Annotated in this window: 15 protein-coding genes and 1 pseudogene; 8 read left to right on the top strand and 8 right to left on the bottom strand. The window is 65.6% G+C overall.

What is annotated here, in order from left to right:
* Nucleotides 1-4 precede the first annotated feature (4 nt).
* Entirely contained in the window at nt 5-637 is a 633-nt protein-coding gene (locus tag J0A90_RS05570; protein ID WP_207032133.1) for a LysE family translocator, read from the bottom strand.
* A 280-nt stretch (nt 638-917) separates the two neighbouring features.
* Here J0A90_RS05570 and J0A90_RS18715 point away from each other — a divergent pair.
* The 4 genes and pseudogenes from J0A90_RS18715 to J0A90_RS05555 form a co-directional block, all read left to right on the top strand.
* Nucleotides 918-1,010: pseudogene (locus J0A90_RS18715) on the top strand (LysE family translocator); the annotation flags it as partial.
* 30 nt (nt 1,011-1,040) lie between these two features.
* A complete protein-coding gene (locus J0A90_RS05565) occupies nt 1,041-1,628 on the top strand; it encodes an ASCH domain-containing protein (RefSeq protein ID WP_207032130.1) in 588 nt (195 codons plus the stop codon).
* 81 nt (nt 1,629-1,709) lie between these two features.
* Nucleotides 1,710-3,455 (top strand): DUF748 domain-containing protein, encoded by a 1,746-nt coding sequence (locus tag J0A90_RS05560; RefSeq protein WP_207032128.1) that lies wholly within the window; start codon nt 1,710-1,712, stop codon nt 3,453-3,455.
* Nucleotides 3,452-3,820 carry a GFA family protein gene (locus J0A90_RS05555; RefSeq protein ID WP_207032126.1) on the top strand — a complete coding sequence of 123 codons (369 nt, stop codon included), beginning with the start codon at nt 3,452-3,454 and terminating at the stop codon, nt 3,818-3,820. Before J0A90_RS05560 ends, J0A90_RS05555 begins: the two co-directional genes overlap by 4 nt.
* Before the next feature lie 77 nt (nt 3,821-3,897).
* Here the strand turns inward: J0A90_RS05555 and J0A90_RS05550 are convergent, their stop codons facing one another.
* A complete protein-coding gene (locus J0A90_RS05550) occupies nt 3,898-4,161 on the bottom strand; it encodes a type B 50S ribosomal protein L31 (protein WP_106419701.1) in 264 nt (87 codons plus the stop codon).
* 256 nt (nt 4,162-4,417) lie between these two features.
* Between J0A90_RS05550 and J0A90_RS05545 the strand changes: the two genes are divergently transcribed.
* Entirely contained in the window at nt 4,418-4,717 is a 300-nt protein-coding gene (locus J0A90_RS05545) for a hypothetical protein (protein ID WP_207032124.1), read from the top strand.
* Nucleotides 4,718-4,834: 117 nt separating this feature from the next.
* A complete protein-coding gene (locus J0A90_RS05540; protein ID WP_207032122.1) occupies nt 4,835-5,227 on the top strand; it encodes an STN domain-containing protein in 393 nt (130 codons plus the stop codon).
* Between the two features lie 69 nt (nt 5,228-5,296).
* On the opposite strand, the gene J0A90_RS05535 is transcribed toward J0A90_RS05540, so the two are convergent.
* Nucleotides 5,297-5,575, bottom strand: coding sequence for a hypothetical protein (locus J0A90_RS05535; RefSeq protein ID WP_106419704.1), 279 nt, complete (start codon nt 5,573-5,575; stop codon nt 5,297-5,299).
* A gap of 194 nt (nt 5,576-5,769) precedes the next feature.
* Between J0A90_RS05535 and J0A90_RS05530 the strand changes: the two genes are divergently transcribed.
* Nucleotides 5,770-6,717: a CHAD domain-containing protein gene (locus J0A90_RS05530; RefSeq protein ID WP_207032119.1), complete on the top strand. Its 948-nt coding sequence runs from the start codon at nt 5,770-5,772 to the stop codon at nt 6,715-6,717.
* 126 nt (nt 6,718-6,843) lie between these two features.
* Complete coding sequence (locus J0A90_RS05525; RefSeq protein WP_207032118.1) at nt 6,844-8,391, top strand: BCCT family transporter; 1,548 nt, start codon at nt 6,844-6,846, stop codon at nt 8,389-8,391.
* 144 nt (nt 8,392-8,535) lie between these two features.
* Here the strand turns inward: J0A90_RS05525 and J0A90_RS05520 are convergent, their stop codons facing one another.
* The 5 genes from J0A90_RS05520 to trkA all read right to left on the bottom strand — a co-directional run bounded on the left by J0A90_RS05520 (nt 8,536) and on the right by trkA (nt 15,338).
* The gene (locus J0A90_RS05520) at nt 8,536-9,033 is read right to left on the bottom strand and encodes an Hsp20 family protein (RefSeq protein WP_207032115.1); all 498 of its coding nucleotides are present in this window, start codon (nt 9,031-9,033) and stop codon (nt 8,536-8,538) included.
* 607 nt (nt 9,034-9,640) lie between these two features.
* On the bottom strand, nt 9,641-10,855 hold the full coding sequence (locus J0A90_RS05515) for a TraB/GumN family protein (RefSeq protein WP_207032113.1): 1,215 nt from the start codon (nt 10,853-10,855) through the stop codon (nt 9,641-9,643).
* 109 nt (nt 10,856-10,964) lie between these two features.
* Nucleotides 10,965-12,227 (bottom strand): serine/threonine transporter SstT, encoded by a 1,263-nt coding sequence (gene sstT / locus J0A90_RS05510; protein ID WP_207032110.1) that lies wholly within the window; start codon nt 12,225-12,227, stop codon nt 10,965-10,967.
* Between the two features lie 236 nt (nt 12,228-12,463).
* On the bottom strand, nt 12,464-13,912 hold the full coding sequence (locus tag J0A90_RS05505) for a TrkH family potassium uptake protein (RefSeq protein WP_035473962.1): 1,449 nt from the start codon (nt 13,910-13,912) through the stop codon (nt 12,464-12,466).
* 52 nt (nt 13,913-13,964) lie between these two features.
* Nucleotides 13,965-15,338 carry a Trk system potassium transporter TrkA gene (gene trkA / locus J0A90_RS05500; protein WP_035473960.1) on the bottom strand — a complete coding sequence of 458 codons (1,374 nt, stop codon included), beginning with the start codon at nt 15,336-15,338 and terminating at the stop codon, nt 13,965-13,967.
* Nucleotides 15,339-15,498: the final 160 nt, after the last annotated feature.

The raw sequence follows: 15,498 nt of genomic DNA, 5'->3' as shown, positions 1-15,498 counted from the left end.
GAGTTCAGCGGTGTGACACGGCCAGGGCTCCCCCGGCGGCAACGAACAGGCTGCCGGTGGTGCGGTTGAACAGCCGCGCACGACGCGGCGTGGCGAACCAGCGGCTCACGCTGGAGCCAACCGAGGCGTAGGTGGTCATGGTGGCCAGATCGACCACGAGCCATGTCAGCGCCAGGATCGCGAACTGCGACCACTGCGGCTGGCTCAGGTCGATGAAGTTGGGAAACAGCGCGCCGAAGAACAAGAGGTCCTTGGGGTTGCTGATCCCCACGGTAAAGCCCTTGGTGAAGAGCTGCCGCCGGCTCCGCCCGAGTGTGGATGGCGCGCCTTCCCCGGCAGACACCGCAGGCGCCGCCGGTGCGCGCCACGCCTGCACGCCGAGATAGACCAGATAGGCTGCGCCGATCACCTTGAGCACCACGAAGGCGGTTTCCGAGGTGGCCAGAATGGCCCCGAGGCCCAGCGATGACAGCGCCATCAGGGCGAGCGATGCCAGCGCGCCACCCACCACCGTGACCAGCGCGCGGCGGCGCCCGTGGCGCAGCCCGTGATGCATGCAGAGCAGGGCAAAGGGCCCGGGAAACAGAATCAGCGCGGTGATGACGCCGAGATAGGTGATCCAGAGGGCGAGGTCCATCGTCTCTCTTCCTTGAATGGGCGGCTGGGCATCGAGTGATGCGAGCCGTGTGGCGGGCACGGTTCGAGCTTACCGCAGCGCCAGTGGGGCTGTCGCATTGGTCTGGTGGGTTACCGTCTCGAGAAAGCTGAAACCAACATAGGCGTTGCGGTGGTGTCGGGCGGTATTGAATTCGCTTCAAAAGCGATAGCCTGGGCCAAATCGGCCGCTATCACGACTTGTCCCAGTAGGCCGCTTCGACACCCAGCGGCTCTACCCCATATCCGTAGGGCAGCTTCCCATGAACCTCCACCAACTCTGGCTCTTTCTCCCGGCCTGTTTCGCGCTGAATATGGCCTTTGGTCCCAACAATCTGCTGGCAACGACCAATGCCGCATAGGCTCGGCCTTTCAGGGCGGTGGTGATGGCTTCGTTCTTCGCGAGCGAAGCTCGCTCCTACAGGGGGAGTGACAACTGTCGCGGCGCTCTTATCGGTGGATTGGCAAACGGCATGGCGGTAAGGCAATACGATGAGACTTTGGATATGACACCGCAGCAGCAGGCGTTCGTTGAGCGTTTTCTGGCCACGCTGGATGAACCGGAGCGGCACCGGGCATCGGCGATTCAGGTCGATTTTTTCTGTGACAACCAGACCGATACCGATGAATGCGCGCGTCTGGTCGATCAGGGCATCAAGCGTGCGAGCTGCGATTTGTTGGTAGCGTATGAGATCGAGGGGCGCGATAAACCGGCCCCAGGTGCGTTTACGCTGGTGGTCGATTGGGCCCAGAACCCGGTGTGCGTGATCGTGACGACGCAGGTGGAGGTTGCTCCTTTCGATCAGGTCTCCGCCGGGTTCGCTTATCGGGAGGGCGAGGGTGACCGCTCGCTAGCGCAGTGGCGGGAGACCCACCGCCGCTATTTCGAGCGCGCGGCGAGCCAGCTCGGTATCTCCTTCAGCCCGCAGGATCTGCTGCTGTTGGAGCAGTTCGAGAAAGTCTATCCGCGCTGACATTCCGGCCGGCACGCCCGCTGTGGGTTGCTACGCTCAATAGGCAATCGAGCTGTATCACCGACGCAAGGGAGTGTGTCCATGAGCGCGACCCGCCGCCGCTGGATCGGCGTTTTCACCGTGGCGCTGGCGCTGCTGTTTCTGGCCATCGTGGCCGGCCCCTGGGCGCTGACGAAGTGGGCGGAGAGCCACTTTTCCCGCTCGCTGGGGGAGCCGGTCACGCTGGAGCGTCTCTATTTCAATCCCTTCACCGCCACGGCGTCGTTCTCGTCACTGGAAATCGGCAGCGGCAAGACGCCGATGCTCACCGCGGCGTCGGGCCGGGTGGCATTCGCCTGGGATAGCCTGTGGCAGCCGGGTATCCATATCGAGTCGGTCACCCTGGGCTCGCCGCATCTGAATCTGGTCTCGCCGCCCTCCGGGCCGCTCAACGTGACCGCACTCGGGCAGGGCTCGTCCGCGTCGAACGATGCGGGTCAGCCGATGCCGCTGACCATCGACCGGATCCGCGCCGAGCACGGGCGTATTGTCTGGGTCGATCAGGCGGCTGCCGGGCAGCCCCGGATTCAGGTGGACGAGGTCGATCTGACGCTCGAAGATTTTCAGCGCGCGGATGGCGGCCCGATGCAGGGGCAGGCTACGGCGATCGTGGGCGGCGGCCAGCTCGATCTCGAGGGGCAGTTCGGGGTGTTACCGCTGAGCGGTGATCTGGCGCTGAAGGCGCAGCAGGTCAATGCCGCGGCGCTCGACCCCTGGTTGACCCGGGCGCTGCCGGCGCGGGTGGTGGGCGGGCAGTTCTCGCTCGATGGCAGGCTGCGCTTCGGCCAGGCGAGCCGTGCCGCCGTGGCCTATCAGGGCAGGGTGACGCTGAATGGCGTCGAGACCCAGGGCGCCCAGGGCCAGCCGCTGTTCTCGGTGCAGCGGGGCGTGGCCGAGCAGATCGATTTCGCCAGCGGCGACCATCTCGTCATCGGTTCGCTTTCGCTTACCGCGCCCAAGTTGAACGCGCTGGTGGATGATCAAGGTCGCTTCAATCTCCTCGCGCAGTTCGGCGGCAGCCAGCAGGCCCAGGCGGGGCAGGCTCAGAATGAGCGCAGTGAGGCCCAGAGCAGTCAGGGACAGACCGGCCAGAACCCAAGCATCGGGTATCAGAGTCAAGGCAGCGGAGATGACAGTCAATCCGGCGGTATGGCCCTGGCGCTGGATAAGCTGCGTGTCGAGCAGGGCGAGATGACGTTCGAGGATCGCCGCATGTCACCGGTGGTGTCGCTGGATATCGGTCGGTTGCAGGGTCAGTTGACGCGCTTCGATACGTGTACCGCCAAGCCCGCCAAGTACCATGTCGAGGGCCGGGTGAGTGACGGCACGCCGGTGATGATCGAAGGCGAGGTGAGCTTCGGTGATAGCCTGGGTGCGCGCATGCATCTGACCACCCAGCGGCTGGCGCTGTCCCAGTTCGCGCCCTATATCCGGCGTTTCGCGGGCTATCGTATCGAGCACGGCAGTGCCGATCTCGACCTTCACTACCGCCTGCAGGACGGCGCGTTGACCGCGCGCAACCATATCATCCTCAAGCAGCTCGACCTGGGTCGCGAGGTCGACCCGGACGCCAGCTCGCTGCCACTGAAGAATCTGGTGGCGTTGTTGCAGGCGGAGAGCGGGGTGATCAATCTCAACATTCCCATCGATACCACCGTCAGCGGCAGCAACGTGGATATGAGCGTGGTGATCTGGCAGGCGATATCGGAGTCGTTGGAGAATCTCGTCACCTCGCCGATCGACTCGCTCCAGGCGCTGGTCGGCTCCCCGGAAGAAGAGAGCCCATGACCCCACAGCCCATGAATACGCCAGGGCAACTGACGCTGCGCTGCGACTGCGGCAATCTCGAGGTCACTGCGGCGTTACCCGAGCAGGTGACCGCCTGCAACTGCGGCATCTGCCGGCGCTACGCGGCGCTCTGGGCCTACTATGCGCCCGGCGAGGTCACCCTGCGGGTCGGCGAGGCCGGGGTGGCCCTGTGGCAGCGCGGTGATCGCGAGATCGAGTTCGTGCGCTGTGCCAGATGTGGCTGTGTGAGCCATTACCGCACGCTACCCGGTGATCCAGAACCGCTGATCGCGCTCAATACGCGGCTGGCAGAGCCGGCGCTGACGGATATTCCGGTGCGGCAGGCGGACAACGCCTGGCGCTGAACTTAAGCATCCGGTACGCAGGCTGTGGGTGTCTGGCAGGTATCGAAAAAAGCCCGGCGCGCTGGCCGGGCCGGGGGTCACTTGCGGCGCGCGGCGGCGATGCTGCCGAAGCGGCGCTGGAACTGGGCGGCGCGGCCTTCGCTGCCGACCTCGCGCTGCTTGCCGGTATAGAAGGGGTGCGAGGCGGAGGAGATATCCAGGCGTACCACCGGATAGGTGTTGCCGTCTTCCCACTCGATGGTCTCGTCCGAGCTCATGGTCGAGCCGATCTTGAAGTACTTGTCGACGCTGGTGTCGTGGAAGATCACCGTGCGGTATTGGGGATGGATGCCGTCTTTCATGCGGTTTCTCCTGGGCCGTGGATGGCTGAATCGATGGTGCGATATTGTTATGTTATCACATATCTGTATGGGGTAGGCAATGTTGCCGCCGGCTTCCCGCCAGGGGCGCGATGCCGAGCCCTGAGCGCAAGCCTCCGCTGTCTGCCCTGCGACTCATCGCTAGCTGGTTGAGTCATCCGTCTACGTTCAGCGGCGCCGATCCGGTATCATCGGCGCAGTTTCCGGCGGACTTCTCTTTCTCTGACAGGCAGCGGACATGCATAACGTCTACGTACCCGTGGTGGCGATCCTCCTCGTCTTTGGTGCCATCTTCGGCTATCAGGCCTTCAGCGATAGCCAGGTCGATGACGACGTGGCGCAGCTGATCGCCGCCCAGCGCGGGGTGGAAAAGGTAGAGATGAAGGATCTGCAGTCGGTGCAGAAGGGCTATGGCCTGTGCGGCGAGTATCGGGCCGAAGGGGAGACTGCCTATGCGCCTTTCTACTACAGCCAGGTCAATGAGCAGGTGACACTCGATACTCAGGCCAAGGTCTTCCAGAAGTACTGCGCCCGTTGAGCGCCTGGGCGACACGCCTCATCTTACGGCGGTAGACGGCGTAACCAACGGGGCTGTCGGCTTGTTTATCGAGAAGCAGGTATCGCGAGAGACGGGAACCGAGAAACGGAGGTCACCATGATCAGACGTTTTGCACTAGGCGCACTTGGCGGGGCGACTTTAGCACTGCTCTGCGGCTGTGCCCCGGCACCAGCGGCGCCGAAGCCAGATGCGCCGGCCGCCCATTCGGCGGGCAGCTCTGCGGCCGCACCCGAGACGCCGGCGGCGGCGAAAGGCGCCTGCGACAAGCCGGCGGCGCACCCCATTCCTGCTCAGCGCTTCGACGAGACCGCGCAGCAGTTGGCCCATGCCACGGGCTGTTTCATCGAGACCGACCTCTCGCGAACCGCTGCTGTGCCGGTCAACGCGGTCACCGGGGCGATGAGCATTCGCCAGGCGCTGGAGACTGCTCTCGCGGGTACGCCGCTCAAGATCGTCGCGCAGACGCCGGATCGCATCACGGTGCGCTGAGACAACCCCGACGCGTAGAAAACCCGGCCGCCTCGATGAGCGGCCGGAGATGATCGCTGGTGGCGCGAATCAAATCTGCTGAAAGCGCTCGATCCGATCGCGGATCGCGACTTCGGGGCCGACCAGCTCGTTGAGATCGCTCTCGGTGAGGCCGATATGGGTGTGACCCCGGGCGATGGAGACATAGGTTTCGCCTTCGCGGATCGCCTCCTCGACCATCAGCGACAGCTCCTTGCGGTCATTCAGCGATGCGGGGTCGAAGGGTTGCCGAGCGCGCTGGTGCTGCAGGCTCTGCTCCTTGCGGCAGCGGGTCAGCAGGCTTTCGGTGATGAACGGTGTACTCTTCACGGGATCGATCCCCCTCGGTCAGGTCCATCTTGAGCCTAGAACCGAGAGAGAACTCCTCTCCATTAGCTTTTGGGCGAATAGAGATAGCCGCCCGCTCCGGTCTGCTGCCTGGTCTACGCTGTGAATTCAGGAGGGTGTGAATCTGTGAGTCTGTAAATTGACAGAGCGCCTGATCGCCGGAGTGGGAGCCAGCCATGCCTTATCGCCTCGATCTATCCCAACCGCTGGAAGACGAAACCCGCCGAATCGCCCTCGAGCAGATTGCGCGGGCGCGGCGTGCCCTGTTGGAGGCGCCGCCGGTGGAGGCGATCCACGAGCTGCGCAAGCGCTGCAAGAAGATTCGCGCGCTGCTGCGTCTGGTACGCCCGGCGCTGGGCAAGCGCTATGCCCGTGAGAACCGGCGTTTCCGCGATCTGGCACGCCAGGTCTCGGGCCGGCGCGACGAGCAGGTGCTGCTGGAAACCTTCGATGCGCTACTGGCGCACTATCGGGACGAGATAGACCGCCGCCACTACACGGCGATCCGCGCGCGGCTGAAGGCGCGTCGTGAACGCACCCTGGCCGATGAGCTTGGCGGTGAGGGTAAAGGCGGGGAGGGTAAAGGTGGGGAGGGCAAGGTTGGGAGCGAAGGCGCGGTGGACACCGCCGCACTCGAGGCGGCGCTCGATGAGGCGCGCCAGGCGGTACTCGGCTGGCGGCTGAAAGGGCCACAGCGCGATGCCTGGCAGGCGGGGCTCGCCATGACCTACCGCCGCCTGGATGATGCCGGCGAGACGGCCGCGGAGGAGGGCAGCGTGGTGGCGCTGCACGAGTGGCGCAAGCGGGTGAAATATCACCGCTACCACTGCGAGCTGCTGCGTTCGCTATGGAAGGCGCCGCTGACGGTGCGCGCCGAAGAGGCGCACCGGCTGTCGGACCTGCTCGGCGACGATCATGACCTGGCGATGCTGGCGGCGGCGTTGGATGATGCGGACATGCAGCGTATCTCCGCCGAGCGGCGCCAGGCGCTCGGCTCGCTGGTGGCGCGCCGTCGCCTGAGTCTGCAGCGTAGCGCCATGCCGCTCGGCACGCGGCTGGCGGCGGAGTCGCCCAAGGCCCTGAGTAAGCGCTTCAAGCGCTATCGCCGGGCGCTGCCAAGCTGAGCGCTCGCCTCGAAAACCGGCGCGCGCAACCCGGCCGGCGGCAAGCGCCGACGCGCTCGGCGCTTGCCGTCTGCGGCGCGGGCCGGTAGGGTGGCGCGCTTCATGCCTAACGAACGCTCCCCCCATATGACTTCCGATCCCAACGCGCCATCGTCTACAGGTGGCCGTTTTGGCGACCCCGTCGTACTCATACTCACCGTGGGTTTCATCGTGCTGTTCGTCGCCGCTTCGGCGATCGCACCCGACACCGTGGCCCATCTCATCGACGTCGGTTTCACTCAGTCCGCGCGGCTGTTCGGCAGTACCTTCCAGCTCTTGATGCTGTTGACCTTCTTCATCGCCATCGGCGTGGCGCTGTCCCCGGCCGGCCGCGCGCGCATCGGCGGGCTCGACAAGCCGGACATGAGCACCTTCCGCTGGGTCTCGATCATCCTTTGCACGCTGCTGGCGGGTGGCGGGGTGTTCTTCGCCGCCGGTGAGCCGATCTACCATTTCGTGGTCACCCCGCCGGCGTTCGATACCCAGGCGGGTACGCCTGCGGCGGTGCCCAATGCCCTGGCTCAGGCCTTTTTCCACTGGGGCTTCACCGGCTGGGCCATTCTCGGCACGCTGCCGGTGTGCATCCTCTCGCATCAGCATTACCAGCGCGGCCTGCCGCTGCAGCCGCGTACGCTGCTGGCGCCGGTGATCGGTGACAAGCGAATGAAAGGCGTCCTCGGTGGCGTCATCGATGCCATCTGCGCCATCGCGGTGACCGCCGGCACGGTGGGGCCGCTCGGCTTCCTGGCGACCCAGGTCAGCTTCGGGCTCCACGATCTGTTCGGCTTTCCCCGCGGCTACGAGGTGCAGCTGATGATCCTCGTCGGCCTGGGGGCGATCTACGTCACCTCGGCGGTGACCGGGATCGACCGCGGCATCCAGTTTCTCAGCCGCTTCAACGTGATCTGGGCGATGATCCTTGGTGGCGTGATCCTGGTGCTGGGGCCGACCCTGTTCCTGGTCAATAGTTGGTTCCAGGGCTTCGGTAGCTATCTGAGCCACTTCTTCGAGCTGTCGACCCTGACCACGGTCACCGCGCCGCTGGGCTGGCTGAAGTGGTGGACAGTGTTCTTCTTCGCCTGGTTCGTCGGCTTCGCGCCGCCGATGGCGATCTTCGTCACGCGGATCTCCCGCGGGCGTACCATCCGCGAGATGATCATCGCCACTGCGGTGCTGGCGCCGATCGTGACCACGGTGTGGTTCACCCTGCTCGGCGGTTCCGGCATCTTCTACCAGCTTCATGGCGTGATCGATCTGGCCGAGCCGCTCAAGAACTTCCAGTTCGACGTGGCCACGCTGACGGTGGCGCAGGCGCTGCCCGGCGGCACCTGGATGGCGCTGGCGGTGCTGGTGCTGACCACCATCTTCGTCGCCACCACCGGTGACTCGATGAGCTACGCGGTCTCCGTGGTGTGTGCTGGCCACGATGACCCGGGTGTGGCGCTGCGCGCCTTCTGGGGCGTCACCTTCGCGCTGATGGCGGCGATCCTGCTCTACATGGGCTCGGGTCAGGTCAGCGTGCTGCAGCAGTTCCTGGTGATCCCGGCGGTGCCGGTGGCCTTCCTGCTGATTCCCACCCTGTGGCACGGGCCGCGGGCGGCATATGCCATGGCCAGGGAGCAGGGTGTGCTCTGAGGTCCAACGTCACAGGCTCGGACGAAAGAAGGCCCGGCGGGTTTTATCCCGCCGGGCCTTCTGCTATCCGCGTGCCGGCAGCGTGGGCTGCCTGGCCGGCGGATCTTGGCGGCCGTCGCGGCCGTCATCGCGCCCGGTTCACGCTCAGGCGTGGGCGGTCTCTACCGTTTCGCCCTGCGTCACGTCGCCCTGAGTCGCGTCGCTCAGGCGCTGCTGCTGCTTGCCATTGATCGGAATCTGGCGCGGGCGCTGCTCTTCGGGCACCACGCGCAGCAGATCGACGATCAGCAGGCCGTTTTCCAGCCGTGCGCCCTGAACCTCGATGTTCTCGTCGAGGCGGAACGAGAGCTTGAACGCGCGCTGGGCGATGCCCTGGTGCAGGTACTGCACGCGTTCCTGATCGTCGCGCCCGTTCTTGCCGGCGCTGATGGTCAGCACGCGCTTCTCGACGTTGACATCGAGCTCGCCTTCGCCGAAGCCGGCGACCGCGACGGCGATGCGGTAATCGTTCTCGCCATACTTCTCGACGTTGTAGGGCGGATAGCTGGGTACGTCGTTCTGCATCGCGGTCTCGAACAGATCGTTGAGCCGGTCGAAACCGATGGAACGGCGGAACAGCGGAGAAAGAGACATCGTATTCATGGTGCAACCTCCTGAATGACAGCGAAGTCTTGGGGTGCCCGAGCCCATCTCAGGCCACCGGTCGCGGACCCGCTCGGCGGCGTCCGCTGTCGAGGGGATGACGCATGCAAGATGCCGTCGGCTGACTGCTCCTCTCTCGACGTTATGTTAAATAGGATCGCCTGAACGGCTTTCAAGAGGGGAGGGCATCACGCGGCGATATTTTTTCTTCCCCAGTCCTCGGCCCCGATATCAGCGGCCTCGGCGGCACCCGGAGTAGACAATGGTGGCAGTTGGAGGTCTTTCAATAGGGGGAGATGGAAGAGCAGGCGAATGCGCGGCAGGCGTTATGGGCGCACGCCCCGGGGCAGCCGCACGGCTCCCCCTATCAGGTGCGAGCTCGCTAGCGCAGGCATTTATGCAGCACTTCCCTAACGTTGTGGCGGTCCCGACGAAGGTGGCCAAACCCAACGATTCGCGAGCAGAGCTCACGCCTACAGCAGATAGATTGCAGCGTTCAGAGAGATGAAAGCCAGGCGAGTGTCTACACCACCGCAGCCAACGCTACCTCGGCTGGATGGTTTCCCCTGTAGGAGCGAGCTTGCTCGCGAAGGACGCAGCCGCCGAGCTAGCCAAATAGCTGCCCGGCGATACGCAGGCCGGCGACCCAGGTAGCGATCGCCGAGCCGAGGCTCGACAGCAGGAACACCAGCAGGGTGCGTGCGACCCGGTTGCGCCACCAGCCGCGCCAGTGGCTGACGTCGCTGCGCAGGCGCGAGAAGTCACCCACCGTGGGGCGGCGGAAGTAGAGCTCGACCCCGGCGGTGACGAAGCCGACCCCGATGGTGGGGTTTAGCGAGGTGAGCGGGGCGCCGAGGAAGGCCGCGGCGATGGTCAGCGGATGGCCCAGGGCGATCAGCGCCCCCAGCGCCGAGAAGCTGCCGTTGATCAGCACCCATTCGGCGACCAGCGACCAGCCGAAGGCGGTATCGCGGCTGAAGCCGATGGCGAAGCCGGTGAGCACCAGCGCGACGATGATCCAAGGCAGCGCCTTCCACCAGCGCGCACGGGGCGCGGTGGACTCCAGCGCCGCGCGCTCCTCGCGCACTGCCAGCGCGGCCGGCGGCTGGGCGTCCAGCGCCCGCAGGTGCTCGCTCATGCCTTTGAGATGCCCCGCGCCGATCACCACCAGCACCCGGCGGGCCTGCCCATCGGGCAGCGACTCCACCAGCTTGAGCGCCATGAAGCGGTCGCGCTCGGCGATCAGCGGCACATAGAGCGATTCCGACTGCTCGGCGAACTCGGCGAAGGTGGATTCGAGCACATCACCCTCCTTGAGCTTCTCGATCTCCTCGCTGGAGACCGTCTGCCGCGACAGCACGCTGCCGAGCAGCCCCGAGATCAGCCCGAAGCGCTTGTACCAGGGCACGTTCTGATAGATGCGCTTGAGGGTGACGCCGATCTCGCGATCGATCAGGTAGAGCGGCAGGCCGGCGCGCTGAGCGCCCTTGACCGCGGCGCGCATCTCCGCCCCCGGCTCGATGCCGGAGTGGGCCGCCACCCGCTGCTGGAAGGCGCCGAGCGCCAGGCTCGCCGCGACCATGCCCGCCTTGCCCTGCTTGAGGACCTGGAACAGGTCGAGCTTGGCCATGGCGTCGGGCTGGGTCAGGCTCTGGTGGCGCGAGGTGCAGAGCTCGATCGCCACGGCGTCGAACTCGCCGGAGTCGATCAGCTCGCGTACTTCGTCGGCGCTGGCCTGGGAGACATGGGCGGTGCCGAGCAGGGTCAGCTCGTGCTCGGCGAGCGCGACGACCTCGCGGGGGCCGGCTGTGGAGTCAGACATCGAGGGGAAATTCCAAAGGCTAGAGAAAAGTCATCGCCCCATATTGCACGTCACGGCGGCGATGCCAAGCCGGCCGGTGAAAAACCGGCCGACTTGGCCCGGGCTGGGCTCAGATCGCCTCTTCCACTGCGCCACTGGTCTCCTGCGCTGCGCGGGCCTTGGGCGAACGACAGGCGGCGGCGGTGAACAGCACGTCGGTGGAGGAGTTGAGCGCGGTCTCGGTGGAGTCCTGCAGCACGCTGATGACGAAGCCGATCGCCACTACCTGCATGGCGACGTCGGCGGAGATGCCGAACAGGCTCGCCGCCATCGGGATCAGCAGCAGCGAGCCGCCGGCGACCCCGGAGACGCCGCAAGCGGCGAGGGCGGAGACGATGCACAGCAGCAGCGCGGTGGAGAAGTCGACGCTCAGGCCCAGGGTGTGGGCGGCGGCCAGGGTCATCACGGTGATGGTCACCGCGGCGCCGGACATATTGATCGTCGCGCCCAGCGGGATCGACACCGAGTAGGTGTCGGCGTGCAGGTCGAGGCGCTTGCACAGCTCCATGTTGACCGGGATGTTGGCGGCGCTGCTGCGGGTGAAGAAGGCGGTGATGGCACTGCCGCGCAGGCAGGTGAAGACCAGCGGATAGGGGTTCTGGCGGGTATACAGGAACACGATCAGCGGGTTGGTCACCAGCGCCACGAACAGCATGCAGCCGATGATCAGCCCGAGCAGATGGGCGTAGTCCGCCAGCGCGCTCATGCCGGTGGTGGCGAAGGTGTTGGCGACCAGCCCGAAGATGCCCAGCGGAGCCAACCGGATCACCCAGCGCACCAGTCCAGAGACGGCGTCGGAGAGATCGGCGAGGCCGCGCCGGGTGGTGTCGTTGGCGCGCCGCAGCAGCAGGCCCAGACCTACCGCCCAGGCCAGGATGCCGATGAAGTTGGCGTTGGTGAGCGCTGCCACCGGGTTGTCCACCGCGCTCAGCAGCAGATTGCGCAGGATCTCGGCGATCCCCGAGGGCGGGGTACCGTCGGCCTGGGGGGCGTCGATGATCAGCGTGGTAGGGAACAGGAAGCTCGCGCTCACCGCTACCAGCGCCGCCACCAGGGTGCCGATCAGATAGAGCGCCAGCACGCCGCGAATCTGGGTCGGCTGGCCGCGCTCGTGGCTGGCGATGGCGGCCATCACCAGCACGAACACCAGAATCGGCGCGATCGCCTTGAGCGCGCTGATGAACACTTGGCCCAGGATCTCGAACGACTGCGCCAGTGCCGGCGCCAGTTGGGCGACCAGCAGGCCGAGGAGAATACCGATGACGATCTGGGGAATCAGACCCAGCCGCAGGAACGACGGGGCGGAAGAGCGGCGTTGCGAATTGACGGACATGACTCTCTCGTGATGCGAAAGGTAGGGGACGGCACTACCGCTGCCTCGTGAGCCTCTTGGCGGCGCCGGAAAGCCGCGCATTCTATCATTGGCGACCCCCGGGCTTCCCCCCTGGCGATAGCGCGCTCGTTATCCTTTAGTGGAAGGCGGCTGCGGATAGTGGTGGCAGGCAGCCGTGGACAGTGGGAGGCCGCCGTGGATAGTGGAAGGCGGCCGCGAACAGCGGGACGCCGCGCTCAGCGGCGCCAGAACGCCGGTGTGAACAGCACCAGCACGGTGAAGATCTCCAGGCGCCCGAGCATCATCGCCAGCACCAGAATCCACTTGGCCAGATCGGGAATGTCGCCGTAGTCGGTGGAGACCGCACCCAGCCCCGGGCCCAGGTTGTTGAGCGCCGAGCCCACCGCCGACCACGCGGTGACCTGGTCGAGCCCGGTGGCCGAGAGCGCCAGCAGCATCAGCACGAACAGCATCAGATAAACCGAGAAGAAGCCCCACACCGCTTCGGCCACGCCCTCGGAGATGCGCATCTTGCCCACCTTGACCGCGAACACCGCATTGGGGTGGATCAGCCGGTGCACCTCACGGATGCCCTGCTTGAGGATCAGCAGGATACGGATCACCTTCATCCCGCCGCCGGCGGAGCCGGAGCAGGCGCCGACGAAGGCCGCCATGAACAGCATGATCGGCAGTACCCCGGGCCACAGGGTGAAGTCGGCGACGCTGAAGCCGGAGGTGGTGGCCACCGAGACCGCCTCGAACAGCCCGTGGCGCAGGCCGGTGGCGTCGTGGTAGGTGCCGGTGGCGAACAGCGTGACCACGGTGATCAGCACCAGCAGGCCGAGGAAGGAGACGAAGAAGCAGAACTCCGGGTCGCGGATGTACTGCAGCAGGCGCTTTTCGCGCCATACCGCGAAGTGCAGCCCGAAGCTGATCGACGAGACGATCATGAACAGCACGCAGATCAGCTCGATGGTGGCGCTGTCGAAGTAGGCCATGCTGGCGTCGTGGGTGGAGAAGCCACCCACCGCGATGGTCGAGAAGCTGTGGCCGATGGCGTCGAACCAGTCCATGCCGGCGAGCCAGTAGGCCAGCGCGCAGACCACCGTGAGGATCACGTAGATGTACCACAGCGCCTTGGCGGTCTCGGTGATCCGCGGGGTCAGCTTGGAGTCCTTCAGCGGCCCGGGAATCTCGGTGCGGTAGAGCTGCATGCCACCGATGCCCAGGGTGGGCAGGATCGCCACCGCCAGCACCACGATCCCCATGCCACCGAGCCACTGCAGCTGCTGGCGGTAGAAGCGGATCGACGCGGGTAGCTGGTCGATGCCGTGAAGCACCGTGGCGCCGGTGGTAGTCAGCCCCGAGAAGGATTCGAACACCGCATCGGTGAAGCTCATCGCCGGTGCCTCGGAGACCATGAACGGCACGGTACCGAACAGCCCCAGCACGCCCCAGAACAGCACCGTGATGATGAACCCATCGCGGGTGCGCAGCTCGCGCCGGGCGCGCCGGTTGGGCCAGTAGAGCAGGGCGCCGGTGACGACCGAGATCGCCATGCCGATGCCGAAGGCGTGCCAGTTGCCGTCGTGGAAGATCCGCGCGATCACCATCGGCGGCACCATGGTCAGGCTGAACAGCATCAGCAGTAGCCCGACGATGCGCAGGGTCACGAACAGATTCATGCGCACACGCTCGCGAACGGCATTGAGATAAACGACATCGGGACGAACAGCATCAGAAGAACGTGAGCCCGACCTGGAACAGCCGTTCGACGTCGCGGATGCGGCGCTTGTCGATCACAAACAGGATCAGGTGATCGCCGCTCTCGATCAGCACGTCATCGTGGGCGATCAGCACCTCCTTGCCGCGCACGATGGCACCGATGCTGGTGCCGCTGGGCAGATCGACTTCGCCGATGGTGCGCCCGACCACCCGGGAAGAGCGCTTGTCGCCATGGGCGATCGCCTCGATCGCCTCGGCGGCACCGCGACGCAGCGAGTGCACGTTGACGATGTCGCCGCGGCGCACGTGGGTCAGCAGGCTGCCGATGGTGGTCTGCTGCGGCGAGATGGCGATATCGATCTCGCCGCCCTGGACCAGATCCACATAGGCGGCGTTGTTGATCAGCGTCAGCACCTTCTTGGCGCCCAGGCGCTTGGCCAGCATCGAGGACATGATGTTGACCTCGTCGTCGTTGGTCAGCGCGCAGTAGATATCGCAGTCCTCGATGTTCTCCTCGAGCATCAGCCGCTTGCTGGTGGCGCTGCCGTGCAGCACCACGGTGCGGTCGAGCTTCTCGGAGAGCGTGCCGCAGCGGCTCAGATCGTGCTCAATGATCTTGACCTGGTGCTTGTGCTCGAGGGTCTCGGCCAAACGCTCACCGATGTTGCCGCCGCCGGCGATCACCACGCGGCGGAAGTCGCGGTCGACCTTGCGCAGCTCGCCCATCACGGTGCGGATATCCTTGCGCGCGGCGATGAAGAAGACCTCGTCATCGGCCTCGATCACGGTGTCGCCGGAGGGAATGATCGGACGGTCACGGCGGTAGATCGCCGCCACGCGGGTGTCGATATCCGGCATGTGGCGGCGCAGAAAGCCCAGCTCCTGGCCCACCAGCGGCCCGCCGTAATAGGCCTTGACCGCCACCAGTTGAGCCAGGCCACCGGCGAAGTCGAGCACCTGCAGCGCCCCGGGGTACTCGATCAGGCGGCGGATATGGTCGGTGACCACCTGCTCCGGGCTGATCAGCACGTCGACCGGAATGGCGTCGTTGGAGAACAGGCTCTTGCGCGTCAGATAGGCGGTCGAGCGCACTCGGCCGATTTTGGTCGGCGTGCGGAACAGCGAGTGCGCGACCTGGCACGCGATCATGTTGATCTCGTCGGAGCTGGTCACCGCGATCAGCATGTCGGCGTCTTCGCCGCCGGCCTGACGCAGGATGTTGGGGTAGGACGCGGTGCCCACGACCGTGCGGATATCCAGGCGGTTCTGCAGCTCGCGCAGACGCACTTCACTGATATCCACGACGGTGATGTCGTTCTCTTCGTTGGCCAGATGTTCGGCCAGCGTGCCGCCCACCTGGCCGGCCCCTAGAATGATGATTTTCATGCCAAACCGTCAGGGAAGCACTGAGTAAAAAAGCGCGGGAGAGAAATGCCCGTTCACCGCCTGGGGTCGGGCGCGCCTCGATCAGCGCGTAGCATAACGACCCTGGACGGCGAATGACACCACCCCGCACGTGGGCGGTGCGTGACGCCGGGAAGCAAGA

The sequence above is a fragment of the Salinicola sp. DM10 genome (assembly GCF_017306975.2).
Lineage (GTDB): Bacteria > Pseudomonadota > Gammaproteobacteria > Pseudomonadales > Halomonadaceae > Salinicola.
The sequence above is the reverse complement of the archived record's forward strand: the minus strand, read 5'-3'. Positions and strand labels throughout refer to the sequence as shown.